Here is an 18,828-nt window from a genome sequence, read left to right as displayed (position 1 = left end):
CCGCGCTGTCGCACCGCTACCGGCCCTACGGATTCGGTTCCGGGCCCGCCAGCGGGGCCTGGGACGGCCCGGGAGCTAACCACTGCTCGGGCCGTCCCGCAAATCGCTTTTTGTTGGCAACTCTGCTGCAATCCGTCTGGCCCCCTCGCCGCGTCGGGCATCATTTCAGCAACGGAAGAAAAGTAATGACAACGAATCGAATTGCAGTGATCGGCGGCGGAATCATTGGCACCGCCGTGGCGCGGCAGCTATCCCGGATGGTCGACCGCGCCCAAGTCACACTCTTTGAGAAAGAGTCCGACCTGGCCGGTCACCAGACGGGCCACAACTCCGGCGTCGTCCACGCCGGCCTTTACTACGAGCCCGGCTCGCTCAAGGCCCGGCTCTGCCGCCGCGGCGGTAATCTGCTGGCCGAATACGCCGCCGAGAACAACATCGCCCACGACGAGTGCGGAAAGGTCGTCGTAGCCCACACCACCCACGAACTCGACCGGCTACACCGCATTTTCGAACGGGCCAAGGCCAACCGCGTCCCCGACGTCGCCATCATCGACCGGGAACGGCTCCGTGAGCTGGAACCCGCCTGCACCGGAGGCATCGCCGCCCTGCACTCCCCTCACACCGCCATCGTCGACTACCCAGGACTGACCCGATCGCTCGGCAAGGACGTCAAGGACGACGGCGGCCAGATCCGTCTCGGCGCCTTGGTCACCGGGCTGGACGTGACCGGATCCGAGGTCAGGGTCTCGGGCTCCGGCTTCGACGCTGAGGCCTTCGACTTGGTCATCACGTGCGCGGGCCTACAGTCCGACAGGCTCGCCAACGCCGTCACTGACCGGACGGGAACCCCCGGGAAGAAGGACGACGGACCGCAAATCGTGCCGTTCTACGGCGACTACTTCCTGCTCCGGCCCGAGCGCTCCTCACTGGTCAACGGGCTCATCTACCCCGTCCCGGACCCCCGGTACCCCTTCCTCGGCGTGCACCTGACCAAACGGGTGGACGGCGCAGTCATGCTCGGCCCTAACGCTTTCCTGTCCCTTGCCCGGGAAAACTACCGGAACAACGCACCCAACCTCCGTGACCTCGCGGATACGCTAACGTACCCGGGCTTCTGGAAGTTTGCCGCTAAAAACGTCCCCGCGACCCTCCAGCAAGTCCGCACTGCGGTCAGCAAGAATGCCTTCGTCGAGGAAGCCCGCAAATTCGTGCCGGCCATCGAATCAGCCGACGTGGTCAAGGGCGTGCGCGGGATCCGTGCGCAGGCCCTCAACTCGGACGGAAGCCTGGTAGACGACTTCGTCATCCGCTCCACCGGCCGGCTCGTTCAGGTTCGCAACGCACCCTCCCCCGGGGCGACGGCTTCCCTCGCCATAGCCGAGCACATCGTTGAGGAAGCCCTCGCGCAAGCGGGGCAGGCATGGCAGACGCGGTGTACGAATCGAGCTCCTAGGGACACGCGGTGCTGAGCTCGACTTCACGGAAGTGCGCTGGCAATCGTGCGAACCAGAATTCCGCGTGACGGACATCGCCCGCCCAGCACGGACTCTTCTGGATCCTGGGCACCCTGACAGGAAGCCGCTGCCTTCCCGACATCGCCACGTGGAGCCGGCTTTGGCGGCACCGGGGGTCGTGGAGGCGAGCATCCCGCCCACGGCAATCGGTTGGTCCCGCTCGCCAGGAAGCGGGACTTACGGGTGAACAGGTGTGGCCGCCTCATTTCCCACCACCGTGGTCCAAAGACGGGCGGTCCATGACGTCACCACGCCGCCGATGACATACGGGTCTGCAGCTGCAAAAGCGCGTGCCGCCTCAAGTGCATTTTCGCCCGTGAAGATCAACAATCCACTGAAGGGTCCGTCACCAATGGCCCCACCCAGCAGAAGCTCGCCCCGTTCGACCGCTTCCCACGCCGCTTTGAGGTGGTCTGGGCGGTATTTTTCGCGGGATTGAAGGTAGCTGTCCCTGTAGTTGTATTCGAGCACGGCGTGCATGGCGTATAAGTCCTTTTCACGATAAGGGTTTCGTTCGTTGTAGAAGCAGGTGCCCATCGGCGACGTCCTGAACGCCAGTGAGTTCCATGTTCCGCTGGACCGCCCCACTTCCCGGAGGGAAGCAGGGCCGTCCATCCTTTAAGGGTTAGCGGGCAGCGGACACAAGGTCGGCTGCTTCGCCGGCCTCCGCCGTCGTAATTGCACCCGCGTGCGGTTCGAAGCGGACGAACATGGCCTTGAACCCGGGCGTGTTCGACACCCGGGCCACGTTTTCCTTGTGGACCAGCGCATTGGCTTCCGGGAAGTACGCAGCCGCGCAGCCCTTCGCCGTCGGGTAGGCCACCAGACGGAACTTTTCGGCCCGCCGGTCCGACCCCTGGAAGGTGCTCACCACATCCACGAGGTCGCGGTCCTTGAAGCCCTGCTCGGCGAGGTCCTCGGGGTGCACCAGGATCACGCGGCGGCCGTCGGAGATCCCGCGGTAGCGGTCGTCCAGGCCGTAGAACGTGGTGTTGTACTGGTCGTGGCTGCGGATGGTCTGCAGCACCAGGTGGCCGGCCGGTGGCGTGAGGTACTCCAGCGGGCTGACCGTGAAGCGGCCGCGGCCGATGTCCGTCGCGAAGGACCTGGTGTCCCGCGGCGGGTTGGGCAGCACAAAGCCGTTCTTGGTCCGCACCCTGGCGTTGAAGTCCTCGAACCCCGGCAGGACGCGCGAGATGTGGTCCCGGACCACGTCGTAGTCCTCGGCCATGGCCTTCCAGTCCACCGGGTGGTCCGGCCCGAACGTGGCCTCGGCCATCCGGGCCACGATGACCGGTTCTGCGAGCAGGTGCTCGGACACCGGCTGCAGCCTGCCCTGGGTGGAGTGGACCACTGACATGGAGTCCTCAACGGACAGGAACTGGGCACCCTTGGGGTGCTTGTCGTCCTTGTCCGTCCGGCCCAGCGTCGGCAGGATCAGCGAGGTCCGGCCGTGCACCACGTGCGACCGGTTCGGTTTCGTGGAGATGTGCACGGTGAGCCCGATCCGCTGCATCCCGGCTTCCAGCGTCTCGGTGTCCGAGCACGCCAGGGAGAAGTTCCCGCCCATGGACACGAACACGTCCACCTCGTCGCGCTCGAACGCCTCCATGGACTCGACGGCGTCATGGCCGTGGTGCCGCGGCGACTCGATGCCGAACTCCTTATCGAGGGCCTCCAGCAGCCACTCCTTCGGCTTCTCCCAGATGCCCATGGTCCGGTCGCCCTGGACATTGGAATGTCCGCGCACCGGGCACGCACCGGCGCCGGGCTTGCCGAAGTTGCCCTGCAGCAGCAGGACGTTGACCATTTCCTTGATGGTGTCCACCGAGTGCGGCTGCTGCGTGACGCCGAGCGCCCAGCAGAAGATGCTGGCCTTGGACTTCACCAGCATGCCGGCCACCGTCTCGATCTGCTCCCGGGACAGGCCGGTGGCCCGCTCCGTCTCCTCCCAGTCGAGCTCCCGGCGGGCTTCGACGTACGCATCAAAGCCGTCGGTCTGCGCGTCAATGAAGGAACGGTCGACGACGGTGCCCGGGTTCTGCTCTTCGGCTTTCAGGAGCAGGTGGCCCAGTGCCTGGAACAGCGCAAGGTCGCCGCCGACCTTGATCTGCAGGTATTCGTCCGCCAGCGGCGTGCCGCCGCCCACCACGCCGGAAAGCGTCTGCGGGTCCCGGAAGTTGAACAGGCCGGCCTCGGGCAGCGGGTTCACGGCCACCACCTTGCCGCCCTTGTCCTTGCATTCCTTCAGCGCGGACAGCATGCGGGGATGGTTGGTGCCCGGGTTCTGGCCCACGACGAAGATCAGCTCGGCGTCGTGGATGTCATCCAGCGATACCGTGCCCTTGCCGATGCCGATGGTCGGGTTCAGAGCGGAACCGGAGGACTCGTGGCACATGTTGGAGCAGTCCGGCAGGTTGTTGGTGCCCAGCGAGCGGGCGAACAGCTGGTACATGAACGCCGTCTCGTTGGCCGTGCGGCCCGAGGTGTAGAAAACGCAGCGGTCAGGCGTGCTGGCCCGGATGTGCTCTCCGATCAGTTCGAAGGCATCAGCCCAGGAGATCGGCGAGTAGTGCGTCTCCCCCTCCCTGATGACCACCGGTTCGCTTAGCCGGCCCTGGTTTCCCAGCCAGTACTCGGTCTTTTCGGACAGCTCAGCGATGGAGTGCTTGGCCCAGAAGTCCGCGCCCACGGTCCGCAGGGTGTTTTCCTCGGCCACGGCCTTGGCACCGTTCTCGCAGAACTCGGCGGCCTTGCGCTTCTTGTCCGACTCCGGCCACGCGCAGCCGGGGCAGTCAAAGCCACCGCGCTGGTTCAGCCGCAGCAGCGACTGCGCCGTGCGGGTCACCCCGGCCTGCGCCACGGCACGCTCCAGCGCCACCATCACGGCCTTGACGCCGGCGGCTTCGGTCTTGGGCTTGTGGACTTCGAGCTCGTCCTCGTTGATGTCCGCGACGGGGGCGGGCTGCTTCCCGAACTTCATTGTTCCAACTTCCTTACCGGCTGCTTTCGTGCCTGTTTTGACCGCCACGAAGGCGCGCCAGGCATTCCTGGCGCGCCTTTAGGTGTGGCAATCTTGTCGATCTTCTTACTGTGCCATCTTTTACTGGGGGACTTTGGCGAGGGTTTCGCGTTCGGCGGCGATGGTGGTGTTCTCGCCGTGTCCGGTCCTGACGATCGTCTCTGCCGGGAGGGTGAGGAGCCGTTCGCGGATGGAGGTCAGGATGGTGGGGTAGTCGCTGTAGGAACGGCCGGTCGCGCCGGGTCCGCCGTTGAACAGGGTGTCGCCGGTGAACACGGTGTTTTCGGTTTCGAGGTGGAAGCAGGTGGAGCCGGGTGAGTGGCCGGGGGTGTGGATCGCCTTCAGTGCTGCGCCGGCGACCGGGAACTCGTCCCCGTCCTTGATTTCCTTATCGGGGGTGGTGCCGGGGTAGACCTGTTCCCAGAGGACCTGGTCCTCCGGGTTCAGCCAGACCGGCGCGCCGACAGCCTGGGCGAGTTCGCGGGCGGCGCCGATGTGGTCGTTGTGCGCGTGCGTGAGCAGGACCGCCAGGACCTTCCGGCCGGCCACGGCGTTGATGATCGCGGCGGCGTCGTGCGGGGAATCAATGACCACGCACTCCTCCTCGTTGCCCACGATCCAGACGTTGTTGTCCACATCCCACGTCCCGCCGTCCAGCGAAAACGTGCCGGAGGTGACCAGGTTCTCGATCCTGACGCTCATGCGGATGCTCCTGCGGTTGCGGTTCCGGTTGCGGCTGCGGTGGGCTGGGTGGCGGGCTGGATTTCGACGACGGAGCGCAGGACCTTGCCTTCGTGCATTTTCTCGAACGCTTCCTCGACCTGGTCGATCGTGATCCGTTCGGACACGAACGCGTCCAGGTCCAGGTTCCCCTGTTTGTAGTGGGAGACGAGCATGGGGAAGTCCCGGGAGGGCAGGCAGTCCCCGTACCAGGACGACTTCAGCGACCCGCCCCGCCCAAACACATCCAGCAGCGGCAGCTCGAGCTGCATCTCCGGCGTCGGGACCCCGACCAGGACCACCCGGCCGGCCAGGTCCCGGGCGTAGAACGCCTGCCTGTACGTTTCCGGCCGGCCCACGGCCTCGATCACCACATCCGCGCCATTCCCGCCCGTCAGTGCCCGGATCGCCTCCACGGGGTCAGTGGCACGCGAGTTGACCCCGTGCGTCGCGCCCAAAGACTTCGCCATCTCGATCTTGTTCTCATCGATGTCCACGGCGATGATCGTCGTCGCCCCGGCGAGCTTCGCGCCGGCGATCGCGGCCATGCCCACGCCGCCGCAGCCGATCACGGCCACCGACTCCCCGCGCTTGACCTCACCGGTATTGATCGCCGCCCCGATCCCGGCCATCACACCACACCCCAGCAACCCGACGGCGGCCGGATCGGCGTCCTCGTCAACCTTGGTGCACTGCCCGGCAGCGACGAGGGTCTTCTCCGCGAACGCCCCGATCCCCAGCGCCGGTGACAGCTCGGTACCGTCCTCCAGGGTCATCTTCTGGGTGGCGTTGGCCGTGTTGAAGCAGTACTGCGGCTGGCCCTTCGCGCACGCCCGGCACTGCCCGCACACCGCACGCCAGTTCAGGATCACCCGGTCGCCCGGAGCCACCTCGGTCACACCCTCACCCACCGCGGACACCACACCCGTGGCCTCATGGCCCAGCAGATACGGGAAGTCATCACCAATACCGCCCAGCTTGTAATGCAGGTCCGTATGGCACACCCCGCACGTCAGAACATCAACCAAAGCCTCGCCCGGACCCGGATCCGGCACCAGAATCGTCTCCACCGACACCGGAGCATCCTTAGCCCTGACAACAACTGCCTTCACTTTATGAACCATGAGGTCACATTCCTTTCCTGAGCCCGGGGCCCTATGGCTGTGGCACTTCAGCCCAATCTAACCGACTTGCTGCGGTTCGAAATCCCCGTCCCGAGGACCGGACATTCCATTCGCCGTGCTGCTGGCGTCGAGGTGGGCGGGCGGCTCCTGCGCAGGCACCGGAGCCTGGCCCGGGATGGGAGCCGGTGCGGCGTGCTCGGCGAGGACCCCCGTCTGGTGCCTGATCTTGAGGCGGTAGAGCAGCGCACCGCCGCCGGTAACGGCGGCGACGAACAGGACCCCGCCCCACTGCAGGTACCACTCGAACGGCGGCACCGAGTTGTAGATCTCGGGGCGCGGCCAGATCAGGTTCAGCGTCATGGCGCCGCCCCACAGGACCGCCAGGATGTTCACGGGCAGTCCCCACTTGCCCATGCTGAAGCCGGTCTCGGAGCGGTCTTCGGCGCCCGGCCACCTCTTCGCCAGACGCTTGCGCAGCATGGGGACGGTCACCAGCAGGTAGGACAGGTAGATCAGGACGATGCTGATGCTGGACAGAATGGTGAAGATCGCGGGCTGCGTGATGTTGACGAGCAGCGGGATGACGGCCAGGACGCCGATCACGATGGCCGCAACGGTGGGGGTCTTGCGGACCGGGTCCACCTTGCTGAGCTGCCGGCTGAACGGCAGATTGTTGTCCCGGGCCATGGCGAACATCATCCGGATGGCGGCGGCGTGGACGGCCAGGGTGCAGACCACGACGGCAACCACGATGCACACGAGGAACGCCTTGCCGAAGGGGCCGCCCAGGACGGAGAGCACAATGTGCTGCAGGCCGCCGTCGGCAGCTCCGATCTTGGGGTCGGTGAGGTCCGGCGCGGCCAGGATGCCGAAGAGCAGGATCAGCCCGCCCAGCAGGAAGGACGCGGTGACGGCGCGCAGGATGGCCTTCGGGGCGGTGCGCTTCGGGTCCTTGGTTTCCTCGCCGAGGGAGCTGGCGGTGTCGAAGCCGTACATGACGTAGCCGGAGGCCATGGCGCCGATGAGGAAGACGCCGAAGAAGCCGAGGTCGTGGCCCTCGCCGAAGCCGGCGGTGTCGAAGAAGACCTCGGGTCCCCGCGCCACGTGCCAGGCCAGCGCGAGGATGAGCAGCACGGCCGCGATCAGTTCGACGAACACGCCGATGCTGTTGATCCTGGTCATGAGCTTCACGCCGAACGCGTTGATGAGGGTGGAGATCGTGATCATGATGGTGGCGAGCAGAACTCCGTTAAGGGCGAAGTCGTAGGTGCCGGTGCCGTCGCCGACGATCTGGAATCCGGACCACAGCTGCGGCAGGGTGATCTGCAGTGCCAGCGCCACGGACCCCAGCGCCATGATCGAGGACAGCAGCAGCAGCCAGCCGGCGAGCCAGGCCGAGGTCCCGGAGGCGAGGCGCTTGGCCCAGTTGTAGACCGAGCCGGCCACGGGGTAGCGGCCTGCCAGTTCGGCAAAGCACAGCGCCACCATGAGCTGGCCGACGAAAACGATGGGCCAGGACCACGCGTATGCGGGGCCGGCCATGGAGAAACCAAAGTAGAACAGTTGAAAAACGCCGGTGAGGATGGAGATGTAGCTGACGCCGGCTGCGAAGCTGGCGAACTTGCCAATGCTTCGGTCCAGGGTCTGGGCATAGCCGAACTCGTCCATGCCGCTTGAATCAGTACTCTTGCTGGGTTCCAACATCTGAACTCCTAAGTCAGAAAAGCACGATGGTGATAACCCGCGGCCGCCTTTGGACGCGGGTAACACTACACGCACGTGAAATCGCACGCACGTATATTGACGGCCGGGCCCCGCGCTGCAGCGCCCGGCCGTCTCCCCCCAAAGTTGTTGCCTAGCCGGCTGAGCCGAACCAGCCGCTGGGCGCGGGGGCAACGTTCTGCCAGATGTGCTTGGCTTCGCGGTACTCGGACAGGCCCGCCTGGCCGAGTTCACGGCCGATCCCGGACTTCCCGAAACCGCCCCATTCCGCCTGCGGCACGTAAGGGTGGTAGTCGTTGATCCACACCGTGCCGTGCCGCAGGGCGCCCGCGACCCGCTGCGCTTTGGACGCGTCCGACGTCCACACCGCGCCTGCCAGGCCGTACTCGGTGTCGTTCGCGATCGCGATGGCCTCGGCCTCGGTCCGGAACGTCTCGACCGTCAGCACCGGGCCGAACGATTCCTCCTGCAGCACGCTCATGCCGGACCGGCAGTTGCCAAGCACGGTGGGAGGGTAGAAGAAACCGTCCGCGAGCGGTCCCTCGTCGGGAATGTAGCCACCGCACAACAGCTCTGCGCCCTCCGCGATCCCGGCCTGGACGTAGGCGTGGACCTGCTCCCGGTGCTTTGCTGAGATGAGCGGCCCCGTCTCGGCGTCGGGATCGAACGGCCCGCCCATCCGGATCGTCTTCGCCCGCCGGACCACCTCCGCCACGAAGCGTTCGGCGATGGTCTCCTCGACGACGAGCCGTGCCCCTGCCGAGCAGACCTGGCCCGAATGCAGGAACACCGCTGTCAGCGCGTTGTCAACGGCGGCGTCCCAGTCCGCGTCCGCGAAGACGACGTTCGGGTTCTTCCCGCCAAGCTCGAATGCCACCCGCTTCACCGTTTCGGCGGCTGCGGCCATGATCGTCTGACCCGTGGCCAGGCTTCCGGTGAGCGAGACGAGGTCGACGCGCGGGTCGGAGCTGAGCGGTCCGCCCACCTTCGACCCGGACCCGGTGACCAGGTTCGCGACGCCGGCGGGCACGCCGGCCTCGGCGAGGGTCTCCATCAGCAGGATCGCGGTGGACGGCGTGAGCTCGCTGGGCTTGAGCACGAACGAGTTCCCCGTGACCAGTGCCGGCGCGACCTTCCATGCCGCCTGCAGCAGCGGGTAGTTCCACGGCGCGATCAGCGCGCAGACCCCGAGCGGTTCGTACATCACCCGGCTGATCGCGTCCGCGCGGCCGGTGTCGATGACCCGGCCCGCGTCCAGCCCGGCGATCTTGCCGTAGTACCGGAAGCACGCGGCGATATCGTCCATGTCGTACTCCGCCTCCACGAGCCGCTTGCCCGTGTCCAGCGCCTCCGCTCTGGCGTACGCGGCTTTGTCCCGTTCGAGCAGATCGGCCACGCGGAGCATGACCGCACCGCGCTCGATGTCCGTCAGCCGCCGCCACGGGCCGTCGTCGAACGCGGCCCGCGCACTGGCGATCGCCCGCTCCGCGTCCTCCGCCGTCGACTTGGCGACCACAGCCACCTCCCGCCCGTCCGCCGGGCACCGCACAACGGTAGTTCCGCCGTCGGACGGCTGCTGCCAACCGCCGTCGATGTAGAGGCCGCGGGCGAGCTCAAGCTTGGTATCGATTGTCACGCTCATGCCCTTAGCCCTTCGCTGCCACGGCGGTTGCTGCCGGCGCGGTTCCGCCGCGTTCCAGCGGGCTCACCCCGTGACGGTAGAACTCGGCGTGCTGGGGCGCGAGCGGGGCCTTGCCGGCGATCAGGTCGGCGGCTTTCTCGGCGAGCATCATCACCGGGGCGTAGATGTTGCCGTTGGTGACGTAGGGCATGGCCGAGGCGTCCACCACGCGGAGGCCGCTGGTGCCGTGCACCGTCATGTCCAGCGGGTTCACCACGGCCATGGGATCGGAGTCCGGGCCCATCTTCGCGGTGCAGGACGGGTGGAGCGCCGTCTCGGCGTCGCGGGCCACCCAGTCGAGGATCTCCGCGTCGGTCTGCACGGCGCGGCCGGGGGAAAGCTCTCCGCCGTTGAAGGGCCCCATGGCGGACTGGCCGAGGATGTCGCGGGCGACGTGGATCGCCTCGACCCACTCGCGGCGGTCCTGGTCGGTGGAGAGGTAGTTGAACAGCATGGACGGGTGCACCGTGGGATCGGTGGACTTGATCTTCAGGCTGCCGCGGGCGTCGGAGTACATGGGCCCGATGTGCACCTGGTAGCCGTGCTTGGCGTCCGCCTTCTGGCCGTCGTAACGCACGGCCACCGGGAGGAAGTGGAACATCAGGTTGGGGTAGTCCACATCCTCGTTGGAGCGGACGAAGCCGCCGCCCTCGAAGTGGTTGGTGGCCGCGGGGCCCTTCCGTCCCAGCATCCACTGCAGCCCGATCAGCGGGTAGCGCCAGAGGTCCAGGGCCGGCTGCATGGAGACCGGCTGGGTGCAGGCGTGCTGGATGTAGACCTCGAGGTGGTCCTGGAGGTTTTCGCCGACGCCGGGCAGGTTGGCCACGGAGTTGATGCCCAGCGAGTTCAGGTGGGCTGCGTTGCCCACGCCGGAGAGCTGCAGCAGCTGTGGGGTGTTGATGGCGCCGCCGGCCAGGATCACTTCACCCGCGCTCACCTGGTGGGTCTTGCCATTGCGGCGGTAGGTGACGCCGGTGGCGACGTTGCCCTTGAAGTTGACCTTGGTGACGAGGGCGCGGGTCAGGACGGTCAGGTTCTTCCGGCCGAACTCCGGCCGCAGGTAGGCGCGGGAGGCGGAGAGCCGCTGGCCCTTGTGGACGTTGCGGTCGAATGCGGCAAAGCCCTCCTGGCGGTAGCCGTTGACGTCGTCGGTCAGGGGGTAGCCCGCTTCCTGGGCGGCGGCGAAGAAGGCCTGGAACAGCGGGTTGGTGGCGGGGCCGCGCTCCAGCACCAGCGGGCCGGAGTGTCCCCGCAGTTCATCGTCGGGGTCGGCGGCCAGCGCGTTTTCCATCCGGTTGAAGTACGGCAGGCAGTGCGCGAAGTCCCAGGTCTCCATGCCGGCGTCGGCGCCCCAGCGCTCGTAGTCGAGCGGGTTGCCGCGCTGGAAGATCATGCCGTTGATGGAGCTCGAGCCGCCCAGGACCTTGCCCCGGGCGTGCGCCACGCGCCGGCCGCCCATGTAGGGCTCGGGATCGGACTCGTAGCGCCAGTCGTAGAACGGATTGCCGCTGGGGAAGGTCAGCGCCGCGGGCATCTGGATGAAAAGGTCCCAGGGGTAGTCGCTCCGCCCGGCCTCCAGGACCAGGACGCTGCTCTGGCCTCCGTCGCTCAGGCGGTTGGCGAGCACGGAGCCCGCGCTTCCGCCGCCCACGATGACGTAGTCGTAATTGGTCTGTGTCATGCAAAATCTCCTTCTACCTGGTGCAGATCACCTGCCGGGAGCGGATTGTCCTTCGTCCGGACGCTGGCGGTGGGGGGTCTAACGAGATGGTCAGGGAGTGCGGCTGATGGTGTTTTCCCTGAGCCGCAGTCCGGAAGCCGCCGATGAAACGCCGTTATTTCCGCGGGACCCCGCTTGTGTGGTGTAGGTCATACACAAGCAGATTAGTGCAGATTGAACGAGCGTTCAAGGTTAAAACTGAACCGATGTTCAAGATTTTTTGGGCACGCGTCTGCCCGGCCCGCGAAGGCCTTGTCTAAGCTAGGGGTTGTGCCGCTGCGCCTTGTAACCGCTAGCCGGCGAAGGCGATCTCCTCCGTGCGGGCGAGGCTCCGCTGGATGGATGCCTCGTCGACGCCGAGGAGGGACGTGAGCCACATGCCGTTCTGCACCACGACGATGTCGGCGGCCCGCTCCTTGCATTCAGCGGCGGAAAGCTCGGGTTTGGCATTTCCGATCAGCGCCGCAAGCCCATCCAGATACCGGTCAAATGCCGCGGCATTGATCAGCGCAAAGTCTTGATGGGCCTGCGCGAGCGCCCACAGGTGGAGGCGCAGGGACAGGTGCTGCGTGGTCAGCAGTTCCGGGTCCGCAACGCGCCGGAGGGCTTTTTGGAGCTGTTCGTCCGGGGTCGATGCCGGGTCGGGCGCCACCAGCTCGAGGTCGCGCTCGTCAATCCGGTGCAGCGCCGCCCGGATCAGGCTCGACTTGTCTTCGTAGTAGTAGTTGACAAGCCCCAGGGCTACCCCGGCTTCGCGGGCCACGGCGCGCATGCTCACACCCGAGATGCCATGGCGGGACAGCAGGTCCAGCGCCGCCTCGAGAATGCGCGCTTGCCTGTCAACCTGTTCGCCGGATTTCACGGTGCCTGTATCCACTGGGCCAGACTATGGCGAAACCCGCTACGGTGCATCTGCTGTCCGTGCGGCGGGCGATTTCTGGTCAGGGGCCCGGTGCGTGCCTGGAGGTGCGGCCTTGAAGGTCACGCGGGCGTCCAGGCCCCGGGCTCCTGTCCTGGCTTCGAGGGACGCCGCCGCGCCGCTGGCCTCGGCGAGCTGCTGGACGATCGCCAGGCCCAGACCGCTGCCCTCGGACGTTGACTGCCCGCGCCAAAAGCGGTTGAAGGCCCGGTGCCGGTCCTCCGCGGAAAGCCCCGGACCGTCGTCGAGCACGTGCAGCTCATAGCCTCCCGAGGCGCCATCCGGCCGCACCACCAGGCGGATCTCCGAGTCCTGGGGGGCCACCGCCAGGGCGTTGTCGATGAGGTTGTCGATGATCTGTTCCGCCGCGCCCGGCATTGCCGTTACCCTGGCCTCCGGAACCGCGTCCAGCACCGTCCGCACCCCGCTTTCCTCGGCAAGCGCCTCCCACTGTTCCACGCGGTTCCTGGCGATCTCGCTGAGGTCCACGTCCTCCCGGTCCATCTGCCGGCTGTCCGCCCGGCTCAGGAGGAGCAGGCCGTCAATGATCCGCTGCAGCCGGTACGTCTCCTCGAGTGAGTCGGCCACCATGACGCGCGCGCCGTCGGGATCGTTGCCCACGGCGTCCACGGCGTTCTCCAGGCGCAGCCGCAGCCCTGTCAGCGGGGTGCGCAGCTGGTGGGAGGCATCGCTGGCAAATCCGCGCTGCTGCTGCAGCAGGTGCTCCAGCCGGTCGGCCATCTGGTTGAAGGACCGGGCCAGGGTGCGCAGCTCCGGCGGCCCCTGCTCCTCCTCGGTGCGGGTGGCGAGGTTGCCTTCCGCCAGCAGCTCCGTGGCCTTTTGCAGCCGCTTGATGCGCCGGGTCACGGCGCCGGCCATCAGGTAGGCCAGCAGCCCGGCGAGCAGCACGGTGGTGCCGGCTACCGCCCACATCACCTTGAGCTGGCCGGACACGCGGTCGTCCACCACGGAGGCCGGGTAGGTCAGGCGCACTGCGCCGGTGATATTTTCGCCGCTGAGCACGGGAACCGTGACGTACACGAGGTCGAATCCCAAGGTGTCCGAGTGGCGCTGGCCGGACGTGATTTGGCCGGCGAGCGCGGCGGAAATCTCGGGGCGCGAAAGGTACGAGGCCCCGGTAGCCGACTGGTCGTCGTCGGACGTTGCCACCGCTGTGCCGGCGCGGTCCACCACCACCACGCGGGCCCCGCTGGCGCGGCCGTAATCGCGGACGGCAGCGGCCACCGTCCCGGGTGCCGGACCGCCCGTCTCCAGCAGCTGCCGGGTCCGCCCGCTGAGCAGGAAGGCATCACGTTCCAGCGAGGTGGCCAGCCGGTCGCGTTCCACCCGGACGAGGTAGCTGCCCAGTGGAATGTCCTGCACCAGCACCACCAGGAGCGTGATGGCCATGAACGCGCCAATCAGCCGCCACCTCACCCGGGCACGTCCAGCCTGAACCCGACGCCGCGCACCGCCTCGATCCAGCGGGGGTCACCGAGCTTCTTCCGGATTGCGGCCACGTGCGCGTCCAAGGTCTTGGTGGTTCCGTACCAGGTGCCGTCCCACACGGCGCGCAGGATGTCGCCGCGCTGGCAGACGGCACCGGGGTCCTCGGCCAGGTAGTACAGGAGCTCGAATTCCTTGGCGGTGAGGTGGATTTCGGTGCCGTCCACCAGGACCCGCCGGGAGCGCTGGTCGATGCTGAGTGTGCCGATCACGCGGGTGCCGTCGGCCGGCGGTGCGGTCTCGGACTGCGGGTCGGCCGTGCGGCGGGCCACGGCACGGATCCGGGCGATGAGTTCGCGCATGCCGAACGGCTTCACCAGGTAATCGTCCGCACCAAGCTCCAGGGCCAGCACCCGGTCAATCTCCTCGTCACGGGCACTGACGACGATGATCGGCGTCATGGTCAGCGAGCGGATGGACCGGCAGACGTCCGTGCCGTCCATGTCCGGCAGCCCCAGGTCAAGGAGCACGAAGTCAGGGCTGGAGGACCGGACCTCGGCGAGCGCCCCTGCCCCGTCGGCGACGTGCCGGGCCTGGAAGCCGGCCCTGGTCAGGCCCTCCAGCACGCCGGCGGCCACGGATTCGTCGTCTTCAACCACCAGGATCTGCATATCCGATTATCTTCCGGCCGGAACGGTGCCGCGGCGGATAGCCACGGCCTGACCAGCCTACTTCTCAGAACTTTGACAATTCTTGGACCCCCGAGGGCCCCAACCACCCCCAAACGCGCTCTCAACTCCTGCAGGAAAAACCCGCACCCTCTCTCACCGGTCGAGAGAGGATCAGCCAAAACGCTGCAGCAACCGATAGAGCGTCGGGTGAAACCCTGCGAAAAGTGAGAGAGCGATGACCGGGTATCCACGCAGGCCCAACCCCCTGGGCTTGTTGCAGGTGTGGCGTGACAAGTCTGTAGAGACAGGAGTTAATAGAGGCATGTCTTCAACCCCTGAGCCGCGCCGCGCCGTCGTGATCGAGGATGACCCGGACATCCGGGGATTGCTGGTCCGGGTGCTGGGCAAGCAGGGCTTCGAAGTCACCGAGGCCGGCGCCGGCTTGCCGGGCATCGAGGCGGTGCGGAACACCAAGGCGGACCTGGTCACGCTGGACCTGAACCTTCCCGATCTGGACGGGCTGGAGGTCTGCAAGCGGCTGCGGGAGTTCTCGGACGCGTTCATCATCATGCTGACGGCCAGGGTGGACGAGCTGGACAAGCTCACCGGCCTGGACAACGGGGCGGACGACTACATCAACAAGCCGTTCAGCCCCCGTGAGTTCCAGTCCCGGATCAATGCGCTGTTCCGCCGCTCCCGCACCCCCGCCGCCGACGAGGCCGCCCAGAACGACCTCCGCCGCGCCGCCGAGGTCCAGCAGAGCCTGCTCCCCCGCGAGGAGGTCCGGCTGGACGGCTATGAGGTGGCTGGCGTGTTCCGCCCCTCCCGCAGCGTGGGCGGCGACTTCTACGACTGGTACCAGACACCCGACGGGCTGCACCTCACCTTCGCCGATGCCATGGGCAAGGGCATGGGCGCCGCCCTCATCGCGGCCACCGCAAGGGCGGTGATGCGCTCGGTCCGCCACGAGCCGGACCTCGGCAGTGCCTTCAGCCTGGCCAGCCGCTCGATCGCGTCGGACCTGGACATTTCCGGGTCATTCGTCACGCTCTTCCACGCGCGGCTGCACGCCCGCTCCGGCACGGTCAGCTACGTCGACGCCGGCCACGGCCTGGCGATCCACGTTCAGGCCGACGGCGGTGCGCAGCGGCTTCCGTCCGCCGGCCCGCCCGTCGGGGCATGGGGGGACGTCGGCTGGACCGAAGCGGACCTGCAGCTTGGCGCCGGCGATTGGCTCGTCGTCGTGAGCGACGGCGTCCTCGACGTGTTCGGCTCCGTCGAGGAGTTCACCGATGCCGTCCGCCGGTCGACGCACGGGCAGCCCACCGCGGAGGCGGCCTGCGCCGCCCTGCTCCAACTGGCCCCGGCCGAGACCGCGGAGGACGACGTCACCGCGGTCGTCGTGCGGCGCCTGGCGCTGACACGGGCGGCGGCCGGGGCGGCCGCGGCAGCCGGACCGGCGGCGGCCGGAACGGCTGCGGAGTGACGCGTTTCTGGACCCGTGTGGTTATCCTCCTGACGGTGCTCCTGGGGATCAACTACATCGCCTGGCGCTGGCTGGCCTCGCTGAACTGGGAAGCCTGGTGGATTGCCGTTCCGCTCGTGGCCGCGGAAACCTACAGCCTCATCGACGTCATGCTGTTCGGCATGACCCTGTGGCGCCTGAAAATCCGCAAGGCCGCGCCGCTTCCTCCCGCCGGGGCCACCGTGGACGTCTTCATCACCACATACAACGAGCCGCTGGACCTCGTGATGACCACGGCCCTCGCGGCGAAGCGCATCCGGCACCCGCACAGCACCTGGATCCTCGATGACGGCGCCCGCCCCGAGATGCGCCGCCTCGCCGAGGAGCACGGGCTGGGGTACGTCACCCGCAGCGCGGACTGGAAGAACATGCCCCGCCACGCGAAGGCCGGCAACCTCAACAACGCCCTCATGGTCACCGAGGGCGAGTTCCTGCTGATCCTCGACGCCGACCAGATCCCCGAGCCGGACATCCTCGACAAGACGCTGGGCTACTTCACCAACCCCAGGGTTGCGCTGGTGCAGACGCCCCAGTACTTCAGCAACGTCCCCGCCTCCGATCCCCTGGGCAGCCAGGCGCCGCTGTTCTACGGCCCCATCCAGCAGGGCAAGGACGGCTGGAACGCGGCCTTCTTCTGCGGCTCCAACGCCATCCTCCGCCGCGAGGCCCTCATGCAACTGGGCCTGGTGGGGTACGTCAAGGAGACGGAAAAGAGCATCCGCCGCGCCCTGGCGGCCTCCCAGTCGGCCATCCGCAAGGCACGGAAATCGGCCGATTCGGACAATCTCCTCGTGGCGCAGATGCTCGATGAGGTGGAGGCCGCAACCGCCGAAGCGCGGCGCAGGCTCGACGACGGCGAGTCCCTGAGCGAGATCACCTACCGGGTGCGCCGGAAGGTGGACCAGGCAGTCCAGGCCCTGGTCCAGGCCGATGTGTCCGCGCTGCAGGCGGACCTCGAGGAAATCGCCGCCATGGAACTGGCGCACGTGGGCGACTCCGGCGTCCCCGTGGTGGCCGACGACGCCGTGCAGCGCATGTCCGCCCGGGACTGGTCCCCGCTGGGTGCCATCGAATCGGTGCAGGCCGTGCTGGACGCCCTCTCCGTGGAGCGTACGGGCGAAGCCCAGCCCGTCATGCCGCTGGCCACCATCTCCGTGACCGAGGACATGGCCACCGCCATGCGCATCCACGGCATGGGCTGGGAGAGCGTCTACCACCACGAGATCCTCGCGTACGGCCTCGCCCCGGAGGACCTCGCCACCATGCTGACCCAGCGGCTGCGCTGGGCCCAGGGCACCATCCAGGTGATGCTCCGGGAAAACCCGCTGGTGCAGCGCGGCCTGAAACTGGGCCAGCGGCTCATGTACTTCGCCACCATGTGGACCTACCTCAGTGGCTTCGCCGCGGTGATCTACTTTGCCGCCCCCATCGTCTACCTGCTGCTCGGGATCCTGCCGGTCACCAGCCTCAGCGCCGACTTCTTCGTTCGGTTCATTCCGTTCATGGTGGTCAATCAGCTGCTGTTTGCCATCGCCGGCCGCGGCATCCCCACCTGGCGCGGGCAGCAGTACAGCCTTGCGCTGTTCCCCACGTGGATCAAGGCATGTACGACGGCGGCCCGGAACGTCTGGTTCGGACGGCCCCTGGGGTTCGCCGTCACCCCCAAGGACCGCCAGACCGGCGGGCCCAGCTGGAGCCTGATCCGGCCGCAGATTGTGGTGTCCGTGTTGCTGGCCATCTCCTCGGCGGTGGGCATCGCGCGCCTTGCCGCTGGCATGTCCGAACCGATCGGTACGCTGGTCAACGTGGCCTGGGTGGTGTTCGACCTCGTGGTCATGAGCATCCTGGTCCGGGCGGTGCTGTACGAGGGTTTTGAGCCGCGGGGTCTTGGAGTAGAGGGTTCCGGGCCGGAGGTCCTTCCGGGCCAGGCAGTGTTCGAAGACGAGGGTTTGATCGAAGAGAGGAACTCGGATGGATCTTAGTTACGAGGTCAAAGATTCGTACGCCGAAATCAAGGCCGCCGGCCGCCTGAACATGGTTTCCGCGCCCAAGCTGAGGGAGTTCGTGGCGGACGTTGTCGCCTCGGGATCCAGCCGGATCGTGGTGAACCTGGAGGACACCGCCTTTATGGATTCGTCGGGACTCGGAGCCCTCATCGGCTGCCTGAAGGCGGCCCGGCAGGCAGGCGGCGACCTCCGCATCGCCGCCGTCCAGCCGCAGGTGAAGATGGTTCTGGAGCTGACCAGCATGGACCGCGTGCTGACGTCCTATGCCACCGCTGACGAGGCGTTCGGCAATGACTGACGTCCTGGCCCGCCGGAGCTTCCGGAGTGTGGCCACCCCGGAGTCCGTCGACGCCGTGCACGGCCAGCTGGACGACCTTTGGGAGGATGCCCCGTTCGTGCCCGACATGGACCGGATGACCTTCGCCACTGCCGTGATCGAGGCCGCCGCCAACGTGGTCCAGCATGCGAAGCCGGAGTCAGCGGACCCGGTGGAACTCGGCGTGGAAATCTGCATCCGGCAGTCGAGCCTGCGGGCCAAGGTCAGCGCCTTTGGCGCCGCCAGCCCGGCCATCGACGACGATCCCGCCATGCCGGGCGAGGATGCCGAGTCGGGCCGCGGGCTGGCTTTGATCCGCGCGCTGGTCACCACCGTGACGTTCACCCGGCAGGACGGGACGAATACATGGATCCTGGACAGGGATCCCATCGGTTCCTGACCGCCAAGTTCCTGACAGCGCCACAGCAGAGGGATCCACGGC

15 protein-coding genes are annotated in these 18,828 nt (G+C 67.3%); 5 read left to right on the top strand and 10 right to left on the bottom strand.

The window, feature by feature from the left end; all coding sequences use genetic code 11:
• Positions 1-185: 185 nt before the first annotated feature.
• Positions 186-1,469 carry an L-2-hydroxyglutarate oxidase gene (lhgO, locus tag ACFTSA_RS12155; RefSeq protein WP_377951550.1) on the top strand — a complete coding sequence of 428 codons (1,284 nt, stop codon included), beginning with the start codon at positions 186-188 and terminating at the stop codon, positions 1,467-1,469.
• Positions 1,470-1,691: 222 nt separating this feature from the next.
• On the opposite strand, the gene ACFTSA_RS12150 is transcribed toward lhgO, so the two are convergent.
• The 10 genes from ACFTSA_RS12150 to ACFTSA_RS12105 all read right to left on the bottom strand — a co-directional run bounded on the left by ACFTSA_RS12150 (position 1,692) and on the right by ACFTSA_RS12105 (position 14,539).
• A complete protein-coding gene (locus tag ACFTSA_RS12150) occupies positions 1,692-1,994 on the bottom strand; it encodes a YciI-like protein (protein ID WP_377951604.1) in 303 nt (100 codons plus the stop codon).
• Positions 1,995-2,139: 145 nt separating this feature from the next.
• A complete protein-coding gene (locus tag ACFTSA_RS12145) occupies positions 2,140-4,497 on the bottom strand; it encodes an FdhF/YdeP family oxidoreductase (protein WP_377951548.1) in 2,358 nt (785 codons plus the stop codon).
• Between the two features lie 120 nt (positions 4,498-4,617).
• Complete coding sequence (locus tag ACFTSA_RS12140; RefSeq protein WP_377951546.1) at positions 4,618-5,238, bottom strand: MBL fold metallo-hydrolase; 621 nt, start codon at positions 5,236-5,238, stop codon at positions 4,618-4,620.
• Positions 5,235-6,380, bottom strand: coding sequence for an S-(hydroxymethyl)mycothiol dehydrogenase (locus tag ACFTSA_RS12135; protein ID WP_377951545.1), 1,146 nt, complete (start codon positions 6,378-6,380; stop codon positions 5,235-5,237). The genes ACFTSA_RS12140 and ACFTSA_RS12135 overlap by 4 nt, the downstream gene beginning before the upstream one ends.
• A 57-nt stretch (positions 6,381-6,437) precedes the next feature.
• Positions 6,438-8,084 carry an APC family permease gene (locus ACFTSA_RS12130; RefSeq protein WP_377951544.1) on the bottom strand — a complete coding sequence of 549 codons (1,647 nt, stop codon included), beginning with the start codon at positions 8,082-8,084 and terminating at the stop codon, positions 6,438-6,440.
• Positions 8,085-8,235: 151 nt separating this feature from the next.
• On the bottom strand, positions 8,236-9,744 hold the full coding sequence (locus ACFTSA_RS12125; protein ID WP_377951542.1) for an aldehyde dehydrogenase family protein: 1,509 nt from the start codon (positions 9,742-9,744) through the stop codon (positions 8,236-8,238).
• 4 nt (positions 9,745-9,748) lie between these two features.
• Positions 9,749-11,464 (bottom strand): choline dehydrogenase, encoded by a 1,716-nt coding sequence (gene betA / locus ACFTSA_RS12120; RefSeq protein ID WP_377951541.1) that lies wholly within the window; start codon positions 11,462-11,464, stop codon positions 9,749-9,751.
• 331 nt (positions 11,465-11,795) lie between these two features.
• A complete protein-coding gene (locus tag ACFTSA_RS12115; RefSeq protein WP_377951540.1) occupies positions 11,796-12,380 on the bottom strand; it encodes a TetR/AcrR family transcriptional regulator in 585 nt (194 codons plus the stop codon).
• Positions 12,381-12,404: 24 nt separating this feature from the next.
• The gene (locus ACFTSA_RS12110; RefSeq protein ID WP_377951538.1) at positions 12,405-13,832 is read right to left on the bottom strand and encodes an ATP-binding protein; all 1,428 of its coding nucleotides are present in this window, start codon (positions 13,830-13,832) and stop codon (positions 12,405-12,407) included.
• A gap of 23 nt (positions 13,833-13,855) precedes the next feature.
• The gene (locus tag ACFTSA_RS12105) at positions 13,856-14,539 is read right to left on the bottom strand and encodes a response regulator transcription factor (RefSeq protein ID WP_377951536.1); all 684 of its coding nucleotides are present in this window, start codon (positions 14,537-14,539) and stop codon (positions 13,856-13,858) included.
• Between the two features lie 322 nt (positions 14,540-14,861).
• Between ACFTSA_RS12105 and ACFTSA_RS12100 the strand changes: the two genes are divergently transcribed.
• Genes ACFTSA_RS12100 through ACFTSA_RS12085 form a run of 4 tightly spaced genes read left to right on the top strand, consistent with a single transcriptional unit; the run spans position 14,862 to position 18,786 of the window.
• Entirely contained in the window at positions 14,862-16,025 is a 1,164-nt protein-coding gene (locus ACFTSA_RS12100; RefSeq protein ID WP_377951535.1) for a PP2C family protein-serine/threonine phosphatase, read from the top strand.
• Positions 16,022-18,046, top strand: a complete 2,025-nt coding sequence (locus ACFTSA_RS12095) for a glycosyltransferase family 2 protein (protein ID WP_377951534.1) — start codon at positions 16,022-16,024, stop codon at positions 18,044-18,046. Before ACFTSA_RS12100 ends, ACFTSA_RS12095 begins: the two co-directional genes overlap by 4 nt.
• Positions 18,036-18,368 carry an STAS domain-containing protein gene (locus ACFTSA_RS12090; protein ID WP_003803017.1) on the top strand — a complete coding sequence of 111 codons (333 nt, stop codon included), beginning with the start codon at positions 18,036-18,038 and terminating at the stop codon, positions 18,366-18,368. The genes ACFTSA_RS12095 and ACFTSA_RS12090 overlap by 11 nt, the downstream gene beginning before the upstream one ends.
• The gene (locus ACFTSA_RS12085) at positions 18,361-18,786 is read left to right on the top strand and encodes an ATP-binding protein (RefSeq protein ID WP_377951532.1); all 426 of its coding nucleotides are present in this window, start codon (positions 18,361-18,363) and stop codon (positions 18,784-18,786) included. Before ACFTSA_RS12090 ends, ACFTSA_RS12085 begins: the two co-directional genes overlap by 8 nt.
• The last annotated feature ends 42 nt before the right edge of the window (positions 18,787-18,828 follow it).

It is taken from the genome of Arthrobacter sp. NPDC057013, from assembly GCF_042674585.1.
In the GTDB taxonomy this organism is placed as follows: domain Bacteria; phylum Actinomycetota; class Actinomycetes; order Actinomycetales; family Micrococcaceae; genus Arthrobacter.
Note: the sequence above shows the minus strand (reverse complement) of the source record. Positions and strands in the feature narration are given on the sequence as shown.